The following is a 16,483-nucleotide window of genomic DNA, read 5'->3' on the forward strand; positions in this document are numbered from 1 at the left end:
ATATTTAATACGCTCCATCCAATCAGTACTCAAAATGCGCATACTGATTGACATTATATTTTTACATTCTATAACTATACCACAAAAAATTTGTCAAGTCAAATACCGGCCTTTCTATACTTTGACGCCCTTCAGTACATAATAGCCTTTGTCTTTGACGACGATTTCTGAGTTTCCGAAAAGCTTCTCAACTGCTTTTCTATATGAAGGCATGCCCTGCTTCTTCTGGACGACCATATAGAAGGCACCCTCCGCCACAAGTTTCTTATGGGCATCTTCAATCATTTCCAATACCACCGGCTTTCCCGCACGGAATGGTGGATTGGTCACATAGAGCGATGGACGCTCCGCAAGTTCCATTGCACCATACTCCGTCCGGCTCACCACTTCCGCCTCGACACCATTGTGTTCTGCATTCTCCCGGCACAGCACAAGTGCATCGGAGTTCACCTCGACCATGATGGGTTTTGCCTCCAGCGTATCCCCCAGCACGATTCCGATCGCCCCATAGCCTGCGCCCATATCTATGAAAACGCCGCCTTCCGGCAGGTCGCAATCATGGATGACGGCGTCGATCAGGACCGAGGAGCCGTAGTCGATGCGGTCCCTCGAAAAAACGCCGCGGTCTGTCCTGAAGCGGTAGGTCCTGTCCTTATAATTGAATTTGATTTCCCTATATTCATGTTCTGTATTATCTCCAGTGAAATAATGGCTCATGATACCACTCCTATGTAATAAAGCACTAGCATAAGACAATAAAGAGGCTCATTTAAACAGTAGATGTTTAACATGAGCCTCCAAGTGTATACACAAAAATTATTTAAGTTCTACGCCAGCGCCAACTTCTTCAAGCTGGGATTTGAGTTCTTCAGCTTCTTCTTTGGAAAGGCCTTCTTTGACAACTTTAGGTGCGCCGTCAACGACTGCTTTCGCTTCTTTGAGTCCAAGACCAGTTGCTTCACGGACAACTTTGATGACTTTGATTTTGGAAGATCCAGCGTCTGTGAGTTCAACGTCGAATTCAGTCTGCTCTTCAGCAGCTGCTTCTCCGCCGCCTGCGCCTGCTGCTGCTACTGGTGCTGCAGCTGTTACGCCGAATTCTTCTTCAATTGCTTTGACAAGGTCGTTAAGTTCAAGTACGGACATTTCTTTGATTTCTTCAATGATTTGCTCTTGAGACATTATAATTCCTCCGTTTTTTTAATAGATTGGTTTAGGCTTCTTCGTTCTCTTTCTCTTCACCAACTGCTTTAACCGCATAGGCGAAGTTGCGTACTGGAGCCTGAAGTACAGATAGCAGCATGGAAACAAGTCCATCCTTGTTCGGAAGCGTGGCGATCGCTTTCACATCTTCAGCCGGTGTGAATGTACCTTCGATGATACCAGCTTTGATTTCCAATGCTTCATGGTCTTTTGAGAAGTTGTTGATGATCTTCGCAGGAGCAATCACATCTTCGTTGGAAAATGCAAGAGCATTCGGACCAGTGAGGAACTCATTGATTTCAGCAAGTTCAGCCTGTTCAGCTGCACGGCGTGTCATCGTGTTTTTGTAGACTTTGAACTCGACGCCTGCTTCACGAAGCTGTTTGCGCAGTTCAGTCATTTCAGATACAGACAGGCCACGGTAGTCTACAAGCACTGTAGATACAGAGTTCTTGAGCTGGTCGGAAATGACATCTACGTGCTGCTTTTTAGCTTCAATCACATTTGACATAGTTACACCTCCATAATTTTTGTGTATCCGGTGCATTAAAAAAGCACCTTTTACCCACGGCAAAAAGTGCTTGAATATTCATTATGAATTCAAGTCGTCATCATTTGCCTCGGTAGGATCGGGTTTTAAGCACGGGGTGCTCCTACTGTCTTAGGGAATATTAAAATACAACTGCAACTATACACAATACAGCTGCAGTTGTCAATATCCAATCTGGTATTGAAATTTAGATTCTCACTTCGTTCAGATCAACTTTGACACCAGGCCCCATTGTTGAAGACAGTGCCACGGATTTGAAGTAAGTACCTTTGGAAGAAGCTGGTTTCGCTTTTACGAGTGCATCGTAAACTGTTCTGAAGTTGTCGGCGAGCTTCTCTTCATCGAAGGAAACCTTACCGATCGCTGCATGAACGATACCAGATTTTTCTGCACGGTATTCAACTTTACCTGCTTTGATTTCTTCAACGGCTTTAGTAACATCCATGGTTACTGTACCTGTTTTAGGGTTCGGCATGAGACCTTTAGGTCCAAGCACACGGCCGAGCTTGCCGACCTCACCCATCATGTCCGGTGTAGCTACGATGACATCGAAGTCGAACCATCCATCATTAATCTTCTGGATGTAGTCCTGTTCTCCTACGTAGTCTGCACCTGCTGCTTCTGCTTCTTTCGCCTTGTCGCCTTTAGCGAATACCAATACACGCTGTGACTTGCCAGTACCGTGCGGCAGAACGATTGCTCCACGGATCTGCTGATCGTTTTTACGCGTATCAATACCCAGGCGGAATGCTACTTCTACAGAAGCATCGAAGTTTACAGTGCTTGTCTCTTTGGCAAGTTTGACTGCTTCTTCTACGCTGTAAGACGCATTTTGATCAAACTTCTCGAGAGCAGCCTGATACTTTTTACTTCTCTTAGCCATTACTATTCCTCCTTGTGGTTATAGCGGGTAATCCTCCCACGTTTGTATTAATACTTTAACCTTATGGTCAATTCAAATTATTTCTCTACAGAGAAGCCCATGCTTCTTGCTGTACCTTCGACCATACGCATAGCCGCTTCCACGTCTGCTGCATTAAGGTCTTCCATTTTAGTTTCAGCAATTTCACGTACTTGCGCTTCAGTTACTGCCGCCACTTTGTCCTTGTTCGGTTCGCCTGAACCCTTTTCGACATTTGCAGCTTTCTTCAGAAGAACGGCTGCTGGTGGAGTCTTCGTAATGAATGTGAAAGAACGGTCCTCGAATACGGAAATTTCAACCGGAATGATAAGACCCGCCTGTTCCTGTGTACGTGCATTGAATTCCTTACAGAATCCCATGATGTTTACGCCCGCCTGACCTAGTGCCGGACCTACCGGTGGTGCCGGGTTCGCTTTACCTGCAGGAATCTGCAATTTTACTACGTTGATTACTTTTTTAGCCACGATGTGCACCTCCTCGTTATCGTGATGTGGTCATAGGATGTCAGTTTTCACCCTCCCACTCGCATCATAAAAAAAGATGGCCGAACAAAATTCGACCATGACAATATACCATTATTCCACTGAAAACACAAGTCACTTATTACAATTTCTCGATTTGGTCGAATTCGACTTCTACAGGCGTATCCCGCCCGAACATTTCAACAAGTACCGTGAGCTTGTAGTGCTCCTCGTCGATCGAACGGATTTCCCCGGTCTGGTTCTTGAACGGTCCATCAACGATATTGACGGATTCACCGACTTCGACTTCGAAGTCGACTGTACGCTCTGCCATTCCCATCGACTTCAGGATGAATTTGACTTCCTCCGGCAGCAGCGGATTCGGCTTGCTGCCCGCCCCCTGGGAGCCGACAAAGCCGGTGACGCCAGGCGTATTCCGTACGATGTACCATGATTCGTCCGTCATGACCAGCTCCACCAGTACGTAGCCCGGGAAAGTCTTCTTCATGGCAGTCTTTCGCTTGCCATCCTTGACGGTCGTCTCTTCCTCTTCGGGAATGATGACGCGGAAGATCTGATCCTGCATATTCATCGATTCGAGGCGCGCCTCGAGATTTGCTTTTACTTTATTTTCATATCCGGAATAGGTGTGCACAGCATACCAGTTCTTTTCTCCAGACATAGTATCTCTCCTTTAGTTACATTAAGTCTATGATTGCGGAGATACCCAGGTCCAGCGCATAGAAAAACGCCAGAAAGAATATCACTGTGAACATGACGACCGCAGTATAGCGTACCGTCTCCTGACCAGTCGGCCAGCTTACTTTCTTCATTTCGCTGACAACATTCTGCAAGAAATTCTTATCATTTGCCATCGGTTGCTTCCTCCTGTATCAGATGGAACTCTTATGAGTCGTATGCCGGTTGCATGTCCTGCAGTATTTCTTGAGCACAAGCCGCTCTTTATGCTCGCTTTCAGTCGTGTAGTTGCGCGACCCGCATTCAGTGCATAACAATGCCACTTTCATCATAAAATCCTCATTTCAATTCTAATTTACTATACCGATTTCAAGCCAGGTTGTCAAACGGCTCCCCGGACTCCTCCATAAGGGCCAGGCGCTCCTTTTTCCGTCTGATGCGGTGGAGGGTGTTCAGCACACTCTTTCTGTCGAGGGCGAATTCACTGCAGACATCACTGATGCCATGCCCCTTTTCGAGGTGCTGCAGCACCTTCCTTTCCAGCGGAGAGCATACCCCACGCTTGTGCATCAGGTACTGGAGCTGTTCCTCCTTCACCATGATGTTGATGGGATTGGCCACCTTCTCCTCCGGATCGGCCGGTTCCGCCACACCTTTCTCCCCGACCGGCACAAGCGCACTGCATTCCCTCATGCCCCGCTTCCTGCGCGAGCGCATTTCAAGGTGTAGCGTGCGGAACAGGTAATGGCGATACCTTCCCCTGTCATGCTGATAGCGGCTGCATAGTCTGAGCGCCTGCTCCATCATTTCCTGTTCGACATCTTCACGATCATGGAAATCATTCATATAGCGATAGCTCATGCGGTGGACCTGGGGTCTCAGCTTCACATCCATCAGATCGAAAGCTTCCATATCCCCCGTGCGGACCCTGAATGCCAGCGCATCCAGCTCATCATCGACATCTTCCCTGACAAAAAAATAAAACGTGGCAATATGGTACATATCCATCCCCCCATCCTGTTAATAGGAATGATAAGAGGGAATCGTCCTGAATTCAATATGCTAGAATCGCCCCCGGCGCCATTTTTCAAGTTTTGCCTGGACGTCATCACCGATATTCAATTTCTGTCTGGGCATTTTTTCGTTAATCGTATCTATTTTCCTGCTGATATTTTTCTCGGCCTCCATCAGGTTCACCCACATCTCCCGGGAAGAAATCCTGTATGCACCGAGCGCGAATATTGCGTTCTGCTCGGTCAGGTCGCTCGTGACCACACTGATTTCACACAGGTGGGGATGATAGTGGTCATGGACGAAACGCTCGATATACTCGTCGGCCGTCTCCTTCTCCTTTGTATACACCACAGTGACGCCATGATAGTCAAAGATGCTTTCTTTCGAACGTACTTCATAGGCATCGAATACACAGATGATTTCATAGTTCGCCACCGACTGGTATTCAGCCAAAGCTGCCAGTATCTTCTCTCTTGGCACCTCAAGTGAATGGAAGGACTCCCTATGCAACTCCTGATTCGCACCAATCAGATTATAGCCGTCCACGATCAGAACGCGTCTTTTTTTCCGTTGCATATCATCCACGCCCGACATCGTTCTGCTTGCGGAACACTTCGTACATCAGCAGTGCGGCCGATACCGAGGCATTGAGGCTGGTGATGTGACCCACCATTGGAATCTGGACGACGAAGTCGCACTTTTCCAATGTCTTCCTGCTGATTCCTTTGCCTTCGCTGCCTATCACAAGGGCCGTATTGACGTCTGCCGCCATTTCCCGGTAGTCCATCGTCCCCTTGCCGTCACTGCCGGCAATCCAGAATCCTTTTTCCTTCAGTTTGTCGATCGTCTGGTTGATGTTCGTCACGCGGACGACCGGCACATGCTCTATCGCCCCCGTGGATGTCCTGGCCACGGTGTCCGTAAGCTGTACGGAACGGCGGGTCGGGATGATGACGCCATCAAATCCGGTCGCATCGCATGTCCTCAGGATGGAGCCGAGGTTGTGCGGATCCTCCAGTCCATCGAGTATGACCAGGTTCGCACGCTTCCCTTCGATCCTTTCCATCAATGTTTCAAACGGCATGTAGTCATGCGGACTGCCGAGTGCCACTACACCCTGGTGCCGTTCATCAGTCAGTCCATCAAGCTTCGATTTCGGCACTGTTTGGACGACGACCTTCTTTTTTCTTGCGGCATCAAGTATATCCTTGATCTGGCCCTTATTCACGGAGTCCTGGATGAAGACCTTGTTGATGTCTGCATCCCCCATGAGCGCCTCCCGCACCGCATGGCGTCCCGCTATCACTGAATCACTCATCTCTTTCCCTCCCTGATTCCAAAATAATATGCATCAATTCATCAAGTCTCGATGTATTCCCCTCCAGGTGGAGGTGTCCGATCAGCGCTTCCAGCCCAGAAGCGTTCCTGTAGTCCTTGATCGACGCGTTCTTCGCCCGTGTTGCGCTCGACTTGTTTCGTGCTTTCCTTGCAATATCCCACTCTTCCTCCGTCAGGACGTGCTTGTGCAGGTGGTCCAGGGCTTCGGCCTGGGCACTTGCCTTCACCAGCCGGTTGGCTGCCTGATGGATGGCATCCGGTTTCAGATAGGGCTTTTCAACCAGAAGATGGGTCCGCACATAGACGGAATATACCGCATCTCCCACAAAGGCGAGGGACAGGGGCTGCATGCCATCAGTATTATGCTCACCCACGTCTGAAGCGCACGCCTTCCTTTGTATCCTCGAGAATGATCCCCTGATCCTTCAGATTGTCACGGATTTCATCCGCACGTGCAAAATCCCTGTTCTTTCTGGCTTCGTTCCGCTCTTCGATCAATGCCTCGATCTCCTCATCGAGCAGCACTTCCGCTTCATCCAGCTCGATGCCGAGGACATTGCTGTAGATTTCGAACGCTTCGACAAAGCGTTCCAATACCTCGGCGGATGTCGTATTGCGGCGCAGATATTTGTTCAGTTCGGTCGCCAGGTCATGCCACGCAGTGATGGCATTTGCTGTATTGAAGTCATCATCCATATGCGCCTCGAACGTTTTGAGGTTGTCTCCGATGATCTTCACCATTACTTCGTCATCCCCGTTGCCGACAGCACTGGCAAGGCGCTCCCTGGCCTGCAGGTAACTGAACTGGATCCGCTTCAGGCCATTCTCGGCCGCTCCCACCAATTCCCGGTTGTAGTTGATCGGATTGCGGTAGTGGACGCTGATCATGAAGAAGCGGAGAACGTTCGGATTGATCTCCTTGATGATATCGTGCACAAGGATGAAGTTGCCGAGGGATTTCGACATCTTCTCATTGTCGATGTTTATATAGCCGTTATGCATCCAATAGTTGGCGAATGTACTGTCCGTCATGCACTCGCTCTGGGCGATTTCATTTTCATGGTGCGGGAAAGTCAGATCCTGGCCGCCTGCATGGATGTCGATCGTATCACCCAGATGATGGCGCGCCATGACACTGCATTCGATATGCCAGCCCGGACGCCCTTCCCCCCAGGGGGAGGACCATTTGATTTCGTTCGGCTTGGCCTGCTTCCACAGGACGAAGTCCAGCGGATCCTGCTTCTTCTCCCCCGCTTCGATCCTCGCTCCGACTTTCAGGTCATCCACCGACTGATGGGAGAGCTTGCCGTATTCGTCAAAGGAGCGCGTCCTGAAATAGACGTCACCATCCGATTCGTAGGCATGCCCTTTGTCGACCAGCACCTGTATGAACTCTATGATGTCATCCATGTGGTCCATTACACGCGGGTGGTGCGTTGCAGGCTTCACATTCAATGCGCCTGTATCCTCAAAGAAGGCTTCTATGAAACGGTCGGCAATGACCGGGACCTCCTCCTTCAGTTCGAGCGACGCCTTGATGAGCTTGTCATCCACATCAGTGAAGTTGGAGACATATTCCACATCATATCCTTTATATTCCAGATAGCGCCGTACCGTATCGAATGCGATGGCCGGACGTGCATTGCCGATGTGGATATAGTTGTAAACGGTGGGACCACATACATACATCTTCACCCTGCCTTCTTCGATGGGCTTGAATTCTTCCTTCTGCCGCGTCAAAGAGTTAAATATGAGAACCATTTTCTACCTCGTTCCTGACTTCGTTTCTAAAGTCTTTGATTTCGTCTTCCAAGCCCAGAATCATGTCCATAATCGGGTCAGGCAGATCGGCATGATTCAGGTCTCTTGTATTCCTCACTTTTTCCCCCGCCTTTTTGACTATATGCCCCGGGATGCCCACGACAGTCGAATCTCGGGGAATGTCCTTCAGCACTACGGAATTTGCACCGATTTTGGAATTTTCATGGATACGTATATTACCCAGTACTTTGGCGCCTGCCGAAACAAGGACGTTATCGTCGATGTCGGGGTGCCGCTTCTGCTCTTCCTTGCCGGTCCCGCCAAGCGTCACTCCCTGGTATATCGTCACATTGTCACCGATACGGCATGTTTCGCCAATTACAGTGCCCATGCCATGGTCGATGAACAGTCTGCGGCCGATCTGGGCACCGGGATGAATTTCAATCCCGGTGAGGAAACGGCTCACTTGCGAGATTATACGTGCACTTGTCGTGAACTTTTTCTTATATAGCTTATGGGCGATCAGATGTGACCAGATGGCGTGGAGGCCCGAACAGGTGACGAGCACTTCCATCCGATTCTTGGCTGCCGGATCCATCTCCAGTACCATGTCGATATCTTCTTTCATTCTCTCCAGCATTTCCCAGTTCCTCCATTCTAATAAAAATGCCCCTGTCCATTTAGGACAGAGGCGCAATAAGCACGGTTCCACTCTGCTTGCAGCCTATGCTGCACTCTCGATATATTGAGATTTCCACAGAGGGCAATTCTGATCAATGACCGGTCATCCTCACACCTTCCGGATAATCTCTGGTTTCCGTCAAAAGATCATACTGGTTTCTCTGTTCTAACAATCATAATGGATTCCTTGCCATGCTGCAACTGGTTTGCCCGGTCACTTCAGCTTCTGGATGCGTGCCAGGGCCTTCTCCCTGCCGATCAGGGAGATGGTTTCAGGCAGTTCCGGCCCCTTCGTCTGGCCTGTAACTGCCACACGAATCGGCATGAAGAGCTTCTTCCCTTTATATCCTGTCGATTTCTGGACATCCTTGATGGCCGCCTTGACAGCTTCCGGAGAAAAGTCATCCATCGTGCTGAAACTCTCATGCAGAGCTGTCATCAGTTCCGGGATGTGCTCCTGTGCAACGACATCGTTTGCCGCTTCATCAAATTCAATCTCTTCCTTGAAGAACTGTTCGGATAGTGTCGTAATCTCTCCGGCGAAACTCATCTGTTCCTGGTAGAGGGCCACAAGCTTGCGTGCCCAGTCCAGTTCCGCTTCGGAAGCATTTTCCTCTACAAGCCCTTCCTTCACAAGGTGGGGCAGTGCCATCTGGAACACCGTTTCAGCATCCTTCTCCTTCATATACTGGTTGTTGATCCATGTCAGCTTCTGTTTGTCGAAGAAGGCCGGAGACTTGGACAGTCTCGTCTCATCAAACAGCTCGATGAATTCTTCCTTGGAGAAGATTTCCTCTTCCCCTTCAGGCGTCCACCCGAGCAGTGCGATGAAGTTGAACAGTGCCTCAGGCAGATAGCCCAGATCCTTGTACTGTTCGATGAACTGGATGATGGAGCCGTCACGCTTGGAGAGTTTCTTCTTATTTTCATTGACGATGAGTGTCATGTGGCCGAATTTCGGCTCTTCCCAACCCATCGCCTGATAGATCATCTGCTGTTTCGGCGTATTGGAGATGTGGTCATCCCCGCGCAGGACGTGGGAGATTTCCATCATATGATCATCGATGACGACCGCGAAGTTGTACGTCGGCACGCCGTCCCTTTTGACGATGACCCAGTCGCCGATGCCGTTCGAATCGAATGACACTTCACCTTTTACGATGTCGTCGAATACTAATGTCTCATCCTTCGGCACACGGAAGCGGATGCTCGGCTGTCTGCCTTCATCGATGAAGGCCTGCTCCTCCTCTTCCGTCAGATTCGCATGCTGGCCGCCATACCTTGGCATTTCTCCACGGGCGATCTGTGCTTCACGCTCCGCTTCGAGCTCTTCGGATGTCATGTAGCATCGATAGGCCTTGCCCGCTTCCAGCAGCTTGTCGATGACCGGCTGGTAGATGTGCTGGCGTTCCGACTGACGGTAGGGACCGTATCCCCCGTCCCTGTCGACACTCTCATCCCAATCCAGGCCGAGCCACTTCAGATAGTGGAGCTGGGACTCTTCACCTGCTTCCACGTTCCTGGCGCTGTCCGTATCTTCGATGCGGATGATGAAATCTCCGTCATAATGACGGGCAAAAAGATAGTTGAACAATGCCGACCTCGCATTACCGATGTGCAGATACCCTGTCGGACTGGGTGCGTACCTTACTCTTACTTTATCCATTATTATTCCTCCACTTTTTCAATTAGAACTACCGCTTCAGAAGCGATGCCTTCGCCCCTGCCTGTAAAACCGAGTTTTTCCGTAGTTGTCGCTTTAATATTAACATTCGAAAGGTCCGTCTTCAAAAGGGAGGCGGCAACATTCCGCATATCGTCGATATGCGGCCTGAATTTGGGGCGTTCCGCCATGATGACCGCATCCATGTTCCCTATCCTGTACCCTTTTTTGGACATCATCTCCACCACTTCTGCAAGCAGCAATTTGGAGTCCATGTCCTTGAACGCCGCGTCCGTATCAGGGAAGAATTTGCCGATGTCCCCGAGCGCCAGTGCGCCAAGGATGGCGTCCGCCATCGTATGGAGCAGTACGTCCGCATCCGAGTGCCCCCTGAGACCCCGGTCATAGGGGATCTCGATGCCGCCGATGATCAGTGGCCGGCCTTCTTCAAACGCATGGACATCAAATCCGTGACCGATTCTGAACATGTCATTCACTCCCTTTCTTCACAATGGATTCGGCGACTTTCAGATCCTCTTCAGTCGTTATTTTAATATTATCATAAGTCGATGCTGTGACGTGGACCCTTTTTCCGAGGGCTTCCACCATCATCGAATCATCCGTTACGGAAAGATCGTTCTCCGCCGCATGACGATAGGCCTGCATGAGCAGATCATATTCAAACGCCTGCGGTGTGTGCACGGCGATGACTGACGTCCGGTCGATGGTCTCCTCGACAGCATCACCGGATATGCGCTTCAGGGTGTCTTTCGGCTTCACGCCGCAGATGGCTGCCTGATGCAATGCTACCGAGGCTTTCAGGCCATCCAGCGTAGCCTGGCTGACGAAGGGCCTGGCTCCATCATGGACAAACACGTATCCTGTCGGCTCCATGGCCTTGAGGACGTTATGGATGCTGTGCTGACGTTCCCTGCCGCCTTCATGGATGCCTTTGACTTTGGCACATCCCTCGAGCATGCCCCATAGTATATCTATCTCCCCCTTGCGTCCGGCAAGATGGATGGCCTCGCAGTCGGGGTCTTTTTCAAATTTCTCGACGGTCATCCGGATGACCGGGGTGTCTCCCAGCCTGATGAAGACCTTATTGTAATTCATGTGCATTCTGCTGCCCATTCCGGCAGCCGGAATTATTACTGTATATTTCATTTCTTTCTCACTTTCCTCGCGAATACGATGCGTCCGGAATTCGTCTGGAGCACACTTACCACTTCTACTTTGGTGGTTTTATTTATAAGGGATCTCCCCTCTTCAACCACAACCATCGTACCATCTTCAAGGTAACCGACACCCTGGTTCTCCTCTTTGCCCGCCTTCGAGATCAGCAGATCGAAAATGTCGCCCTGGATGACGACAACCTTTATTGCATCGGACAGCTGGTTTACATTGAGGACCTGGATCTGATGCAGCTGACATACCTTGTTCAGGTTGTAGTCGGTGGTGATGATGGCGCCCTGTTCAGCTTTTGCAACTTCAATCAGCTGATGATCGACATCAAGCTTGTCGTAATCGACCGGCATGATGGTAACATTCTCGCTCTGCTCCTGCAGGGCATTCAGCATATCCAGCCCCCTCTGACCCTTGTCCCTTTTGATGGGGTCTGTAGCGTCGGCAATGAGCTGGAGTTCATCCAGTACGAACTGCGGGATGACGAGTTCCCCCTCGATGAATCCGGTCTTTGCCACATCCACGATCCTGCCGTCGATGATGGCGCTCGTATCGAGAAACTTCCGCGGGATCTTCCTCTCATCCTCCTGGGATTTCGAGAAATTGCCGGGCAGGAAATCGAGGACTTCACTGAACTTCTTGAGTCCGATCTGAAACCCGAGATACCCCAGTATCACAGCCAGTATGAACGGGAAGATATCGCCGATCAGTGGAATGTCGATCGCGTTGATCAATAGGGAAATTAAGACAGCAATTAAAAGACCGATGATCATTCCCAATGTGGCGGATGCAATCTCCGCAAGGCTGCGGTTCAGAATCAGGACTTCACCCCTCCGGATCAGCGACTCGACTTTCGACACCGTCCACAGGAAAAGGAGAAGGAACAGCAGGAGTCCGGCCAAACCATGCACCAGTACATTATCAAGGACCAGCGGCAAATCGACCGGAAGCACCTGGAAGAGGATCGGCATCAGCCAGACGCCGAGCGAAACCCCGATAAGTACATACAAAATATACAACAGATACTTCAACATGAATATTCACCTCCCCTACTTTGTAATTGCGACTTTCAGCGCATCCCTCAAGGTGCGGACGCTGATGACTTCGATGCCTTCCGGCACCTCCAATCCACTCATATTCGACGCCGGAATGATTGCACGGTTGAAACCGAGCTTCGCCGCCTCCTGGAGTCTCTGTTCTATCTTGGTGACCCGCCTGACCTCACCCGTAAGTCCGACTTCACCGATGAAGCAGTCATCGCCTCTGACCTGGGCGGCCTTGAAGCTTGAAGCGATGCTGACGATGACACTGAGGTCGACTGCCGGCTCATCCAGACGCACGCCCCCCGCCACTTTGATGTAGGCGTCATGCTGCTGCATGAGCAGGCCTTCGCTCTTCTCGAGCACCGCCATCAGCAGGGAGAGCCGGTTTTGATCGATGCCTGTGGCCATGCGCCGCGGATTATGGAAATGCGTCGGCGTGACGAGTGCCTGGACTTCAACCAGCAGGGCCCGTGTCCCTTCCATGGTAGCCACGATGGCCGAACCCGGAGTGTTCTTCGAGCGCTCCTCCAGGAATATTTCCGAAGGGTTGAGCACTTCCTTCAGCCCTTCGCTCTTCATCTCGAACATGCCCATTTCATTCGTCGATCCGAAGCGGTTCTTGACTGCCCGGAGCATGCGATACGTATGGTGCTGATCCCCTTCGAAATAAAGTACCGTATCCACCATATGCTCGAGCATCCTTGGTCCGGCAATCTGCCCCTCCTTGGTCACGTGACCGACGATGAAGGTTGCGACATTGCCGCTTTTCGCGATATTCATCAGGCTCTGTGTACACTCCCGCACCTGGGAGACACTGCCGGGAGCACTGGTCACATCAGGATTGTATATGGTCTGGATGGAGTCGATGATCAGGAAATCCGGATCCAGCTGTTTTATTTCATCATGGATGTAGAAAAGGTTTGTCTCGCTATAGACGTTCAGCCGATCACTCCCTTCAGTCAGCCGGTCCGCGCGCAACTTGATCTGTTCCAGTGATTCCTCACCGGAGACATACAGCACTTCGTGATTCTGGGATAGAGTCAGGGCCGTCTGCAGAAGTATCGTCGACTTCCCGATGCCAGGGTCCCCGCCAATCAGGATCAGGGATCCATCGACGATGCCGCCACCAAGGACCCGGTCGAACTCGCCGCTCTGCGTCAGCGTCCTCGGCGTGTTGCTCTTGTTTACACGTTCAAGCTTCCGGCTGCGCTGGCGGCCTTCCGCTTCGGGCTTGCCGAATGTTCCCCTGCCCTTCGTCTCCTTATGAACCAGCTTCTCTTCCATCTGGTTCCATGCACCGCAGTTTGGACATTTGCCCATCCATTTGGGCGATTCATGTCCGCATGCCATGCACTCGAAAATATTTTTCGTTTTTGCCATGTTTAGAGACTCTCCTGTACTTTGAATTTATTATTAATATTGTATAACTATTACCTGTGATTTTAAAGCGGTAACCTCGTAGGCGCCCTATGCGTACATGTAGAAAAAGCCGGGATGGTTTCCCATCCCGGCATGCCACTCCTTCTATTCTACTGCAACTTTGTCTTTCGTGCTTACACTGAATTCGTCATCCTTGTAGTCGATTGTGACGACTCTGCCTTCGAGTTCGTTACCGGAAAGCAGGGATTCACTGAGCGTGTCTTCGATATGACGCTGGATGGAGCGGGCGAGTGGACGCGCACCATATTCCGGATCATATCCTTCCTCTGCAATCTTCTCGGTGGCCGACTCGGTGACTTCAAGATGAATATCCTGGTTGCTCAAGCGCTGTGTCAACTGGTTGATCATGAGCGTCACAATCTCTTTGAGATGTTCTTTTTCCAGGCTGTGGAAGACGATGATGTCATCCACACGGTTGATGAATTCCGGACGGAAGCTGTTCTTCAGCTCCTTCATCATCGTATTTCTGATCGTGTCGTAGTCCTGGGACTGCGTCGTTGTACCGAAGCCTGCAAATTTATTGTCCCTGAGCTCCTGGGCACCGACGTTCGATGTCATGACGATGATCGTGTTCCTGAAGTCGACGGTACGTCCATTGGAGTCTGTCAGACGTCCGTCATCCAATACTTGCAGAAGCATGTTGAAGACGTCCGGGTGAGCCTTCTCGATTTCATCGAAAAGTACGAGTGAATAAGGTTTCCTTCTCACTTTTTCCGTAAGCTGGCCACCATCATCATATCCGACATAGCCCGGTGGTGAACCGACGAGACGGGAGACGGAATGCTTCTCCATGTACTCACTCATGTCGACGCGGATCATCGCATCCTCTTCCCCAAACATCGCTTCACTGAGTGCTCTGGCAAGTTCTGTCTTACCGACACCCGTCGGGCCGAGGAAGATGAAGCTGCCGATTGGACGCTTCGGATTCTTGAGCCCGGCACGTGCCCTTCTGACCGCTTTCGAGATCGAAGCCACAGCATCCTCCTGGCCGATGACACGGTCATGCAGGATGGACTCGAGGTTCATCAGCCTCTCCGACTCGTCCTCTGCGATTTTGGACAGCGGGATGCCTGTGATGCTGCTGATGACCAGTTCGATGTCACTTCTGGTCACCGACTGTGATGCCTGTCCCTGTTCCTTCTTCCAGTTATCTTCGCGTTTTTTAAGTTCGGTTTCAAGTTTCGTCTGCTGATCCCTATAGTTCGCCGCCGCTTCGAACTCCTGGCTCTGTACGGCTGCATCCTTCTCCTTCTTGATTGCTTCGAGCTTGCCCTCAAGATCTTTCAGGTCCGGCGGGGATGTGTAGCTTCTGAGCCTGACTTTGGAGGACGCTTCATCAATCAGGTCGATCGCCTTGTCCGGCAGGAACCTGTCCTGGACATAACGGTCGCTCATGACTGCCGCCGCTTCCAGCGCTTCGTCCGTGATGGTGATCCTGTGGTGGGCTTCGTAGCGGTCACGGAGACCCCTCAGAATCAGTATCGCATCTTCGACATTCGGCTCATCCACCTGTACAGGCTGGAAACGGCGCTCCAGTGCCGCATCCTTTTCGATGTGCTTGCGGTATTCATCAAGCGTCGTCGCCCCGATGCACTGCAGTTCCCCACGTGCAAGCGCAGGCTTCAGGATGTTGGATGCATCGATTGCGCCTTCGGCGCCACCGGCCCCGATCAGCGTGTGCAATTCATCGATGAACAGCACGACGTTGCCGGCCTTGTGGATTTCCTCCATGACCTTCTTCATGCGTTCTTCGAATTCACCACGGTACTTCGTACCTGCCACAACGGTTCCCATGTCCAGTGACATGACACGCTTGTCCTTCAGTGTTTCCGGCACTTCATTTTTGATGATCGCCTGTGCAAGGCCTTCGGCAATCGCCGTCTTGCCGACACCAGGTTCACCAATCAGTACCGGGTTGTTCTTCGTCCTTCTGCTCAGCACTTCAATCACGCGGGTGATCTCCTTGGACCTGCCGATGACCGGGTCGAGCATTTCATCACGGGCAATCTGCGTAAGGTCGCGTGCCAGTGAATCCAGGGTTGGTGTATTGTGATCCTTTTTCATGCCGTCCTTCTGCTGGAACGACTCGGGGTTGCCGAGCATCTTGATGACTGCAGCACGGGCCTTCGTAATGTTCAGGTCGAGATTGGACAGCACACGTGCGGCCACACCTTCACTCTCCCTGATCAGGCCGAGCAGGAGATGCTCCGTCCCCACGAAATTATGGTGGAGCTTGCGTGCTTCATCCATTGACAGCTCGATGACCTTCTTCGCTCTCGGCGTGTAGTGGATGGATGAGGAAGGTTCGCTGCCTTCGTTGATCAGGTTGAACACTTCCTCCTTCACTTTCTCTTCGGTGATATTGAAGGATTCGAGCACTTTCGCGGCGATCCCTTCATTTTCCTTCACGAGCCCAAGCAGCAGGTGCTCGGTCCCGATATTCGAATGCTTGAGGTTGATTGCCTCTTCCTGTGCGTAAGCCAGCACTTTTTGCGCTCTTTCAGTCAGTCTCCCAAATAACAT

20 protein-coding genes and 1 other annotated feature are annotated in these 16,483 nt (G+C 51.0%); all 20 genes read right to left on the reverse strand.

Annotated elements, in window-relative coordinates; translation table 11 throughout:
- Positions 1 to 114: 114 nt before the first annotated feature.
- The 20 genes from RQP18_RS12565 to RQP18_RS12660 all read right to left on the reverse strand — a co-directional run bounded on the left by RQP18_RS12565 (position 115) and on the right by RQP18_RS12660 (position 16,483).
- Positions 115 to 717, reverse strand: a complete 603-nt coding sequence (locus RQP18_RS12565; protein ID WP_342388025.1) for a class I SAM-dependent methyltransferase — start codon at positions 715 to 717, stop codon at positions 115 to 117.
- A gap of 99 nt (positions 718 to 816) precedes the next feature.
- A complete protein-coding gene (gene rplL / locus RQP18_RS12570; protein WP_342389413.1) occupies positions 817 to 1,185 on the reverse strand; it encodes a 50S ribosomal protein L7/L12 in 369 nt (122 codons plus the stop codon).
- A gap of 28 nt (positions 1,186 to 1,213) precedes the next feature.
- On the reverse strand, positions 1,214 to 1,714 hold the full coding sequence (gene rplJ, locus RQP18_RS12575; RefSeq protein WP_342388026.1) for a 50S ribosomal protein L10: 501 nt from the start codon (positions 1,712 to 1,714) through the stop codon (positions 1,214 to 1,216).
- Positions 1,715 to 1,742: 28 nt separating this feature from the next.
- Positions 1,743 to 1,887: a sequence feature (ribosomal protein L10 leader region), on the reverse strand.
- A 53-nt stretch (positions 1,888 to 1,940) separates the two neighbouring features.
- Complete coding sequence (gene rplA, locus RQP18_RS12580) at positions 1,941 to 2,636, reverse strand: 50S ribosomal protein L1 (RefSeq protein ID WP_342388027.1); 696 nt, start codon at positions 2,634 to 2,636, stop codon at positions 1,941 to 1,943.
- 77 nt (positions 2,637 to 2,713) lie between these two features.
- Complete coding sequence (gene rplK / locus RQP18_RS12585; RefSeq protein WP_342388028.1) at positions 2,714 to 3,139, reverse strand: 50S ribosomal protein L11; 426 nt, start codon at positions 3,137 to 3,139, stop codon at positions 2,714 to 2,716.
- 139 nt (positions 3,140 to 3,278) lie between these two features.
- Positions 3,279 to 3,818, reverse strand: coding sequence for a transcription termination/antitermination protein NusG (gene nusG, locus RQP18_RS12590; protein WP_228311190.1), 540 nt, complete (start codon positions 3,816 to 3,818; stop codon positions 3,279 to 3,281).
- Between the two features lie 16 nt (positions 3,819 to 3,834).
- On the reverse strand, positions 3,835 to 4,011 hold the full coding sequence (gene secE, locus RQP18_RS12595) for a preprotein translocase subunit SecE (RefSeq protein ID WP_031545932.1): 177 nt from the start codon (positions 4,009 to 4,011) through the stop codon (positions 3,835 to 3,837).
- Between the two features lie 18 nt (positions 4,012 to 4,029).
- Positions 4,030 to 4,167, reverse strand: coding sequence for a 50S ribosomal protein L33 (gene rpmG, locus RQP18_RS12600; protein WP_175287866.1), 138 nt, complete (start codon positions 4,165 to 4,167; stop codon positions 4,030 to 4,032).
- Positions 4,168 to 4,204: 37 nt separating this feature from the next.
- Positions 4,205 to 4,837, reverse strand: coding sequence for an RNA polymerase sigma factor (locus RQP18_RS12605; RefSeq protein ID WP_342388029.1), 633 nt, complete (start codon positions 4,835 to 4,837; stop codon positions 4,205 to 4,207).
- 60 nt (positions 4,838 to 4,897) lie between these two features.
- Complete coding sequence (locus RQP18_RS12610) at positions 4,898 to 5,425, reverse strand: NYN domain-containing protein (protein ID WP_342388030.1); 528 nt, start codon at positions 5,423 to 5,425, stop codon at positions 4,898 to 4,900.
- Between the two features lies 1 nt (position 5,426).
- Positions 5,427 to 6,167 carry a 23S rRNA (guanosine(2251)-2'-O)-methyltransferase RlmB gene (gene rlmB, locus RQP18_RS12615; protein WP_342388031.1) on the reverse strand — a complete coding sequence of 247 codons (741 nt, stop codon included), beginning with the start codon at positions 6,165 to 6,167 and terminating at the stop codon, positions 5,427 to 5,429.
- On the reverse strand, positions 6,160 to 6,561 hold the full coding sequence (locus RQP18_RS12620) for a Mini-ribonuclease 3 (RefSeq protein WP_342388032.1): 402 nt from the start codon (positions 6,559 to 6,561) through the stop codon (positions 6,160 to 6,162). The genes rlmB and RQP18_RS12620 overlap by 8 nt, the downstream gene beginning before the upstream one ends.
- The gene (gene cysS, locus RQP18_RS12625) at positions 6,554 to 7,948 is read right to left on the reverse strand and encodes a cysteine--tRNA ligase (RefSeq protein ID WP_342388033.1); all 1,395 of its coding nucleotides are present in this window, start codon (positions 7,946 to 7,948) and stop codon (positions 6,554 to 6,556) included. The genes RQP18_RS12620 and cysS overlap by 8 nt, the downstream gene beginning before the upstream one ends.
- Entirely contained in the window at positions 7,932 to 8,588 is a 657-nt protein-coding gene (gene cysE / locus RQP18_RS12630; protein WP_342388034.1) for a serine O-acetyltransferase, read from the reverse strand. Before cysE ends, cysS begins: the two co-directional genes overlap by 17 nt.
- Positions 8,589 to 8,843: 255 nt before the next feature.
- Positions 8,844 to 10,298, reverse strand: a complete 1,455-nt coding sequence (gene gltX / locus RQP18_RS12635) for a glutamate--tRNA ligase (RefSeq protein WP_342389414.1) — start codon at positions 10,296 to 10,298, stop codon at positions 8,844 to 8,846.
- A complete protein-coding gene (ispF, locus tag RQP18_RS12640) occupies positions 10,298 to 10,780 on the reverse strand; it encodes a 2-C-methyl-D-erythritol 2,4-cyclodiphosphate synthase (RefSeq protein ID WP_342388035.1) in 483 nt (160 codons plus the stop codon). The genes gltX and ispF overlap by 1 nt, the downstream gene beginning before the upstream one ends.
- A gap of 1 nt (position 10,781) precedes the next feature.
- The gene (gene ispD / locus RQP18_RS12645) at positions 10,782 to 11,459 is read right to left on the reverse strand and encodes a 2-C-methyl-D-erythritol 4-phosphate cytidylyltransferase (RefSeq protein WP_342388036.1); all 678 of its coding nucleotides are present in this window, start codon (positions 11,457 to 11,459) and stop codon (positions 10,782 to 10,784) included.
- Complete coding sequence (locus tag RQP18_RS12650; protein ID WP_342388037.1) at positions 11,456 to 12,511, reverse strand: PIN/TRAM domain-containing protein; 1,056 nt, start codon at positions 12,509 to 12,511, stop codon at positions 11,456 to 11,458. Before RQP18_RS12650 ends, ispD begins: the two co-directional genes overlap by 4 nt.
- Positions 12,512 to 12,526: 15 nt before the next feature.
- Complete coding sequence (gene radA / locus RQP18_RS12655) at positions 12,527 to 13,900, reverse strand: DNA repair protein RadA (protein ID WP_342388038.1); 1,374 nt, start codon at positions 13,898 to 13,900, stop codon at positions 12,527 to 12,529.
- A gap of 144 nt (positions 13,901 to 14,044) precedes the next feature.
- On the reverse strand, positions 14,045 to 16,483 hold the full coding sequence (locus RQP18_RS12660; RefSeq protein WP_342388039.1) for an ATP-dependent Clp protease ATP-binding subunit: 2,439 nt from the start codon (positions 16,481 to 16,483) through the stop codon (positions 14,045 to 14,047).

It is taken from the genome of Salinicoccus sp. Bachu38 (genome assembly GCF_038561955.2).
GTDB classification, from domain to species: domain Bacteria; phylum Bacillota; class Bacilli; order Staphylococcales; family Salinicoccaceae; genus Salinicoccus; species Salinicoccus bachuensis.

What these genes read in the sequence shown, in the direction of transcription:
- RQP18_RS12565 (WP_342388025.1), bottom strand. Translation starts at nt 717, where the DNA reads ATGAGCCATTATTTCACTGGAGATAATACAGAACATGAATATAGGGAA.
- rplJ (WP_342388026.1), bottom strand. Translation starts at nt 1,714, where the DNA reads ATGTCAAATGTGATTGAAGCTAAAAAGCAGCACGTAGATGTCATTTCC.
- rplA (WP_342388027.1), bottom strand. Translation starts at nt 2,636, where the DNA reads ATGGCTAAGAGAAGTAAAAAGTATCAGGCTGCTCTCGAGAAGTTTGAT.
- nusG (WP_228311190.1), bottom strand. Translation starts at nt 3,818, where the DNA reads ATGTCTGGAGAAAAGAACTGGTATGCTGTGCACACCTATTCCGGATAT.
- secE (WP_031545932.1), bottom strand. Translation starts at nt 4,011, where the DNA reads ATGGCAAATGATAAGAATTTCTTGCAGAATGTTGTCAGCGAAATGAAG.
- rpmG (WP_175287866.1), bottom strand. Translation starts at nt 4,167, where the DNA reads ATGATGAAAGTGGCATTGTTATGCACTGAATGCGGGTCGCGCAACTAC.
- RQP18_RS12605 (WP_342388029.1), bottom strand. Translation starts at nt 4,837, where the DNA reads ATGTACCATATTGCCACGTTTTATTTTTTTGTCAGGGAAGATGTCGAT.
- RQP18_RS12610 (WP_342388030.1), bottom strand. Translation starts at nt 5,425, where the DNA reads ATGCAACGGAAAAAAAGACGCGTTCTGATCGTGGACGGCTATAATCTG.
- rlmB (WP_342388031.1), bottom strand. Translation starts at nt 6,167, where the DNA reads ATGAGTGATTCAGTGATAGCGGGACGCCATGCGGTGCGGGAGGCGCTC.
- cysS (WP_342388033.1), bottom strand. Translation starts at nt 7,948, where the DNA reads ATGGTTCTCATATTTAACTCTTTGACGCGGCAGAAGGAAGAATTCAAG.
- cysE (WP_342388034.1), bottom strand. Translation starts at nt 8,588, where the DNA reads ATGCTGGAGAGAATGAAAGAAGATATCGACATGGTACTGGAGATGGAT.
- ispF (WP_342388035.1), bottom strand. Translation starts at nt 10,780, where the DNA reads ATGTTCAGAATCGGTCACGGATTTGATGTCCATGCGTTTGAAGAAGGC.
- ispD (WP_342388036.1), bottom strand. Translation starts at nt 11,459, where the DNA reads ATGAAATATACAGTAATAATTCCGGCTGCCGGAATGGGCAGCAGAATG.
- RQP18_RS12650 (WP_342388037.1), bottom strand. Translation starts at nt 12,511, where the DNA reads ATGTTGAAGTATCTGTTGTATATTTTGTATGTACTTATCGGGGTTTCG.
- radA (WP_342388038.1), bottom strand. Translation starts at nt 13,900, where the DNA reads ATGGCAAAAACGAAAAATATTTTCGAGTGCATGGCATGCGGACATGAA.
- RQP18_RS12660 (WP_342388039.1), bottom strand. Translation starts at nt 16,483, where the DNA reads ATGTTATTTGGGAGACTGACTGAAAGAGCGCAAAAAGTGCTGGCTTAC.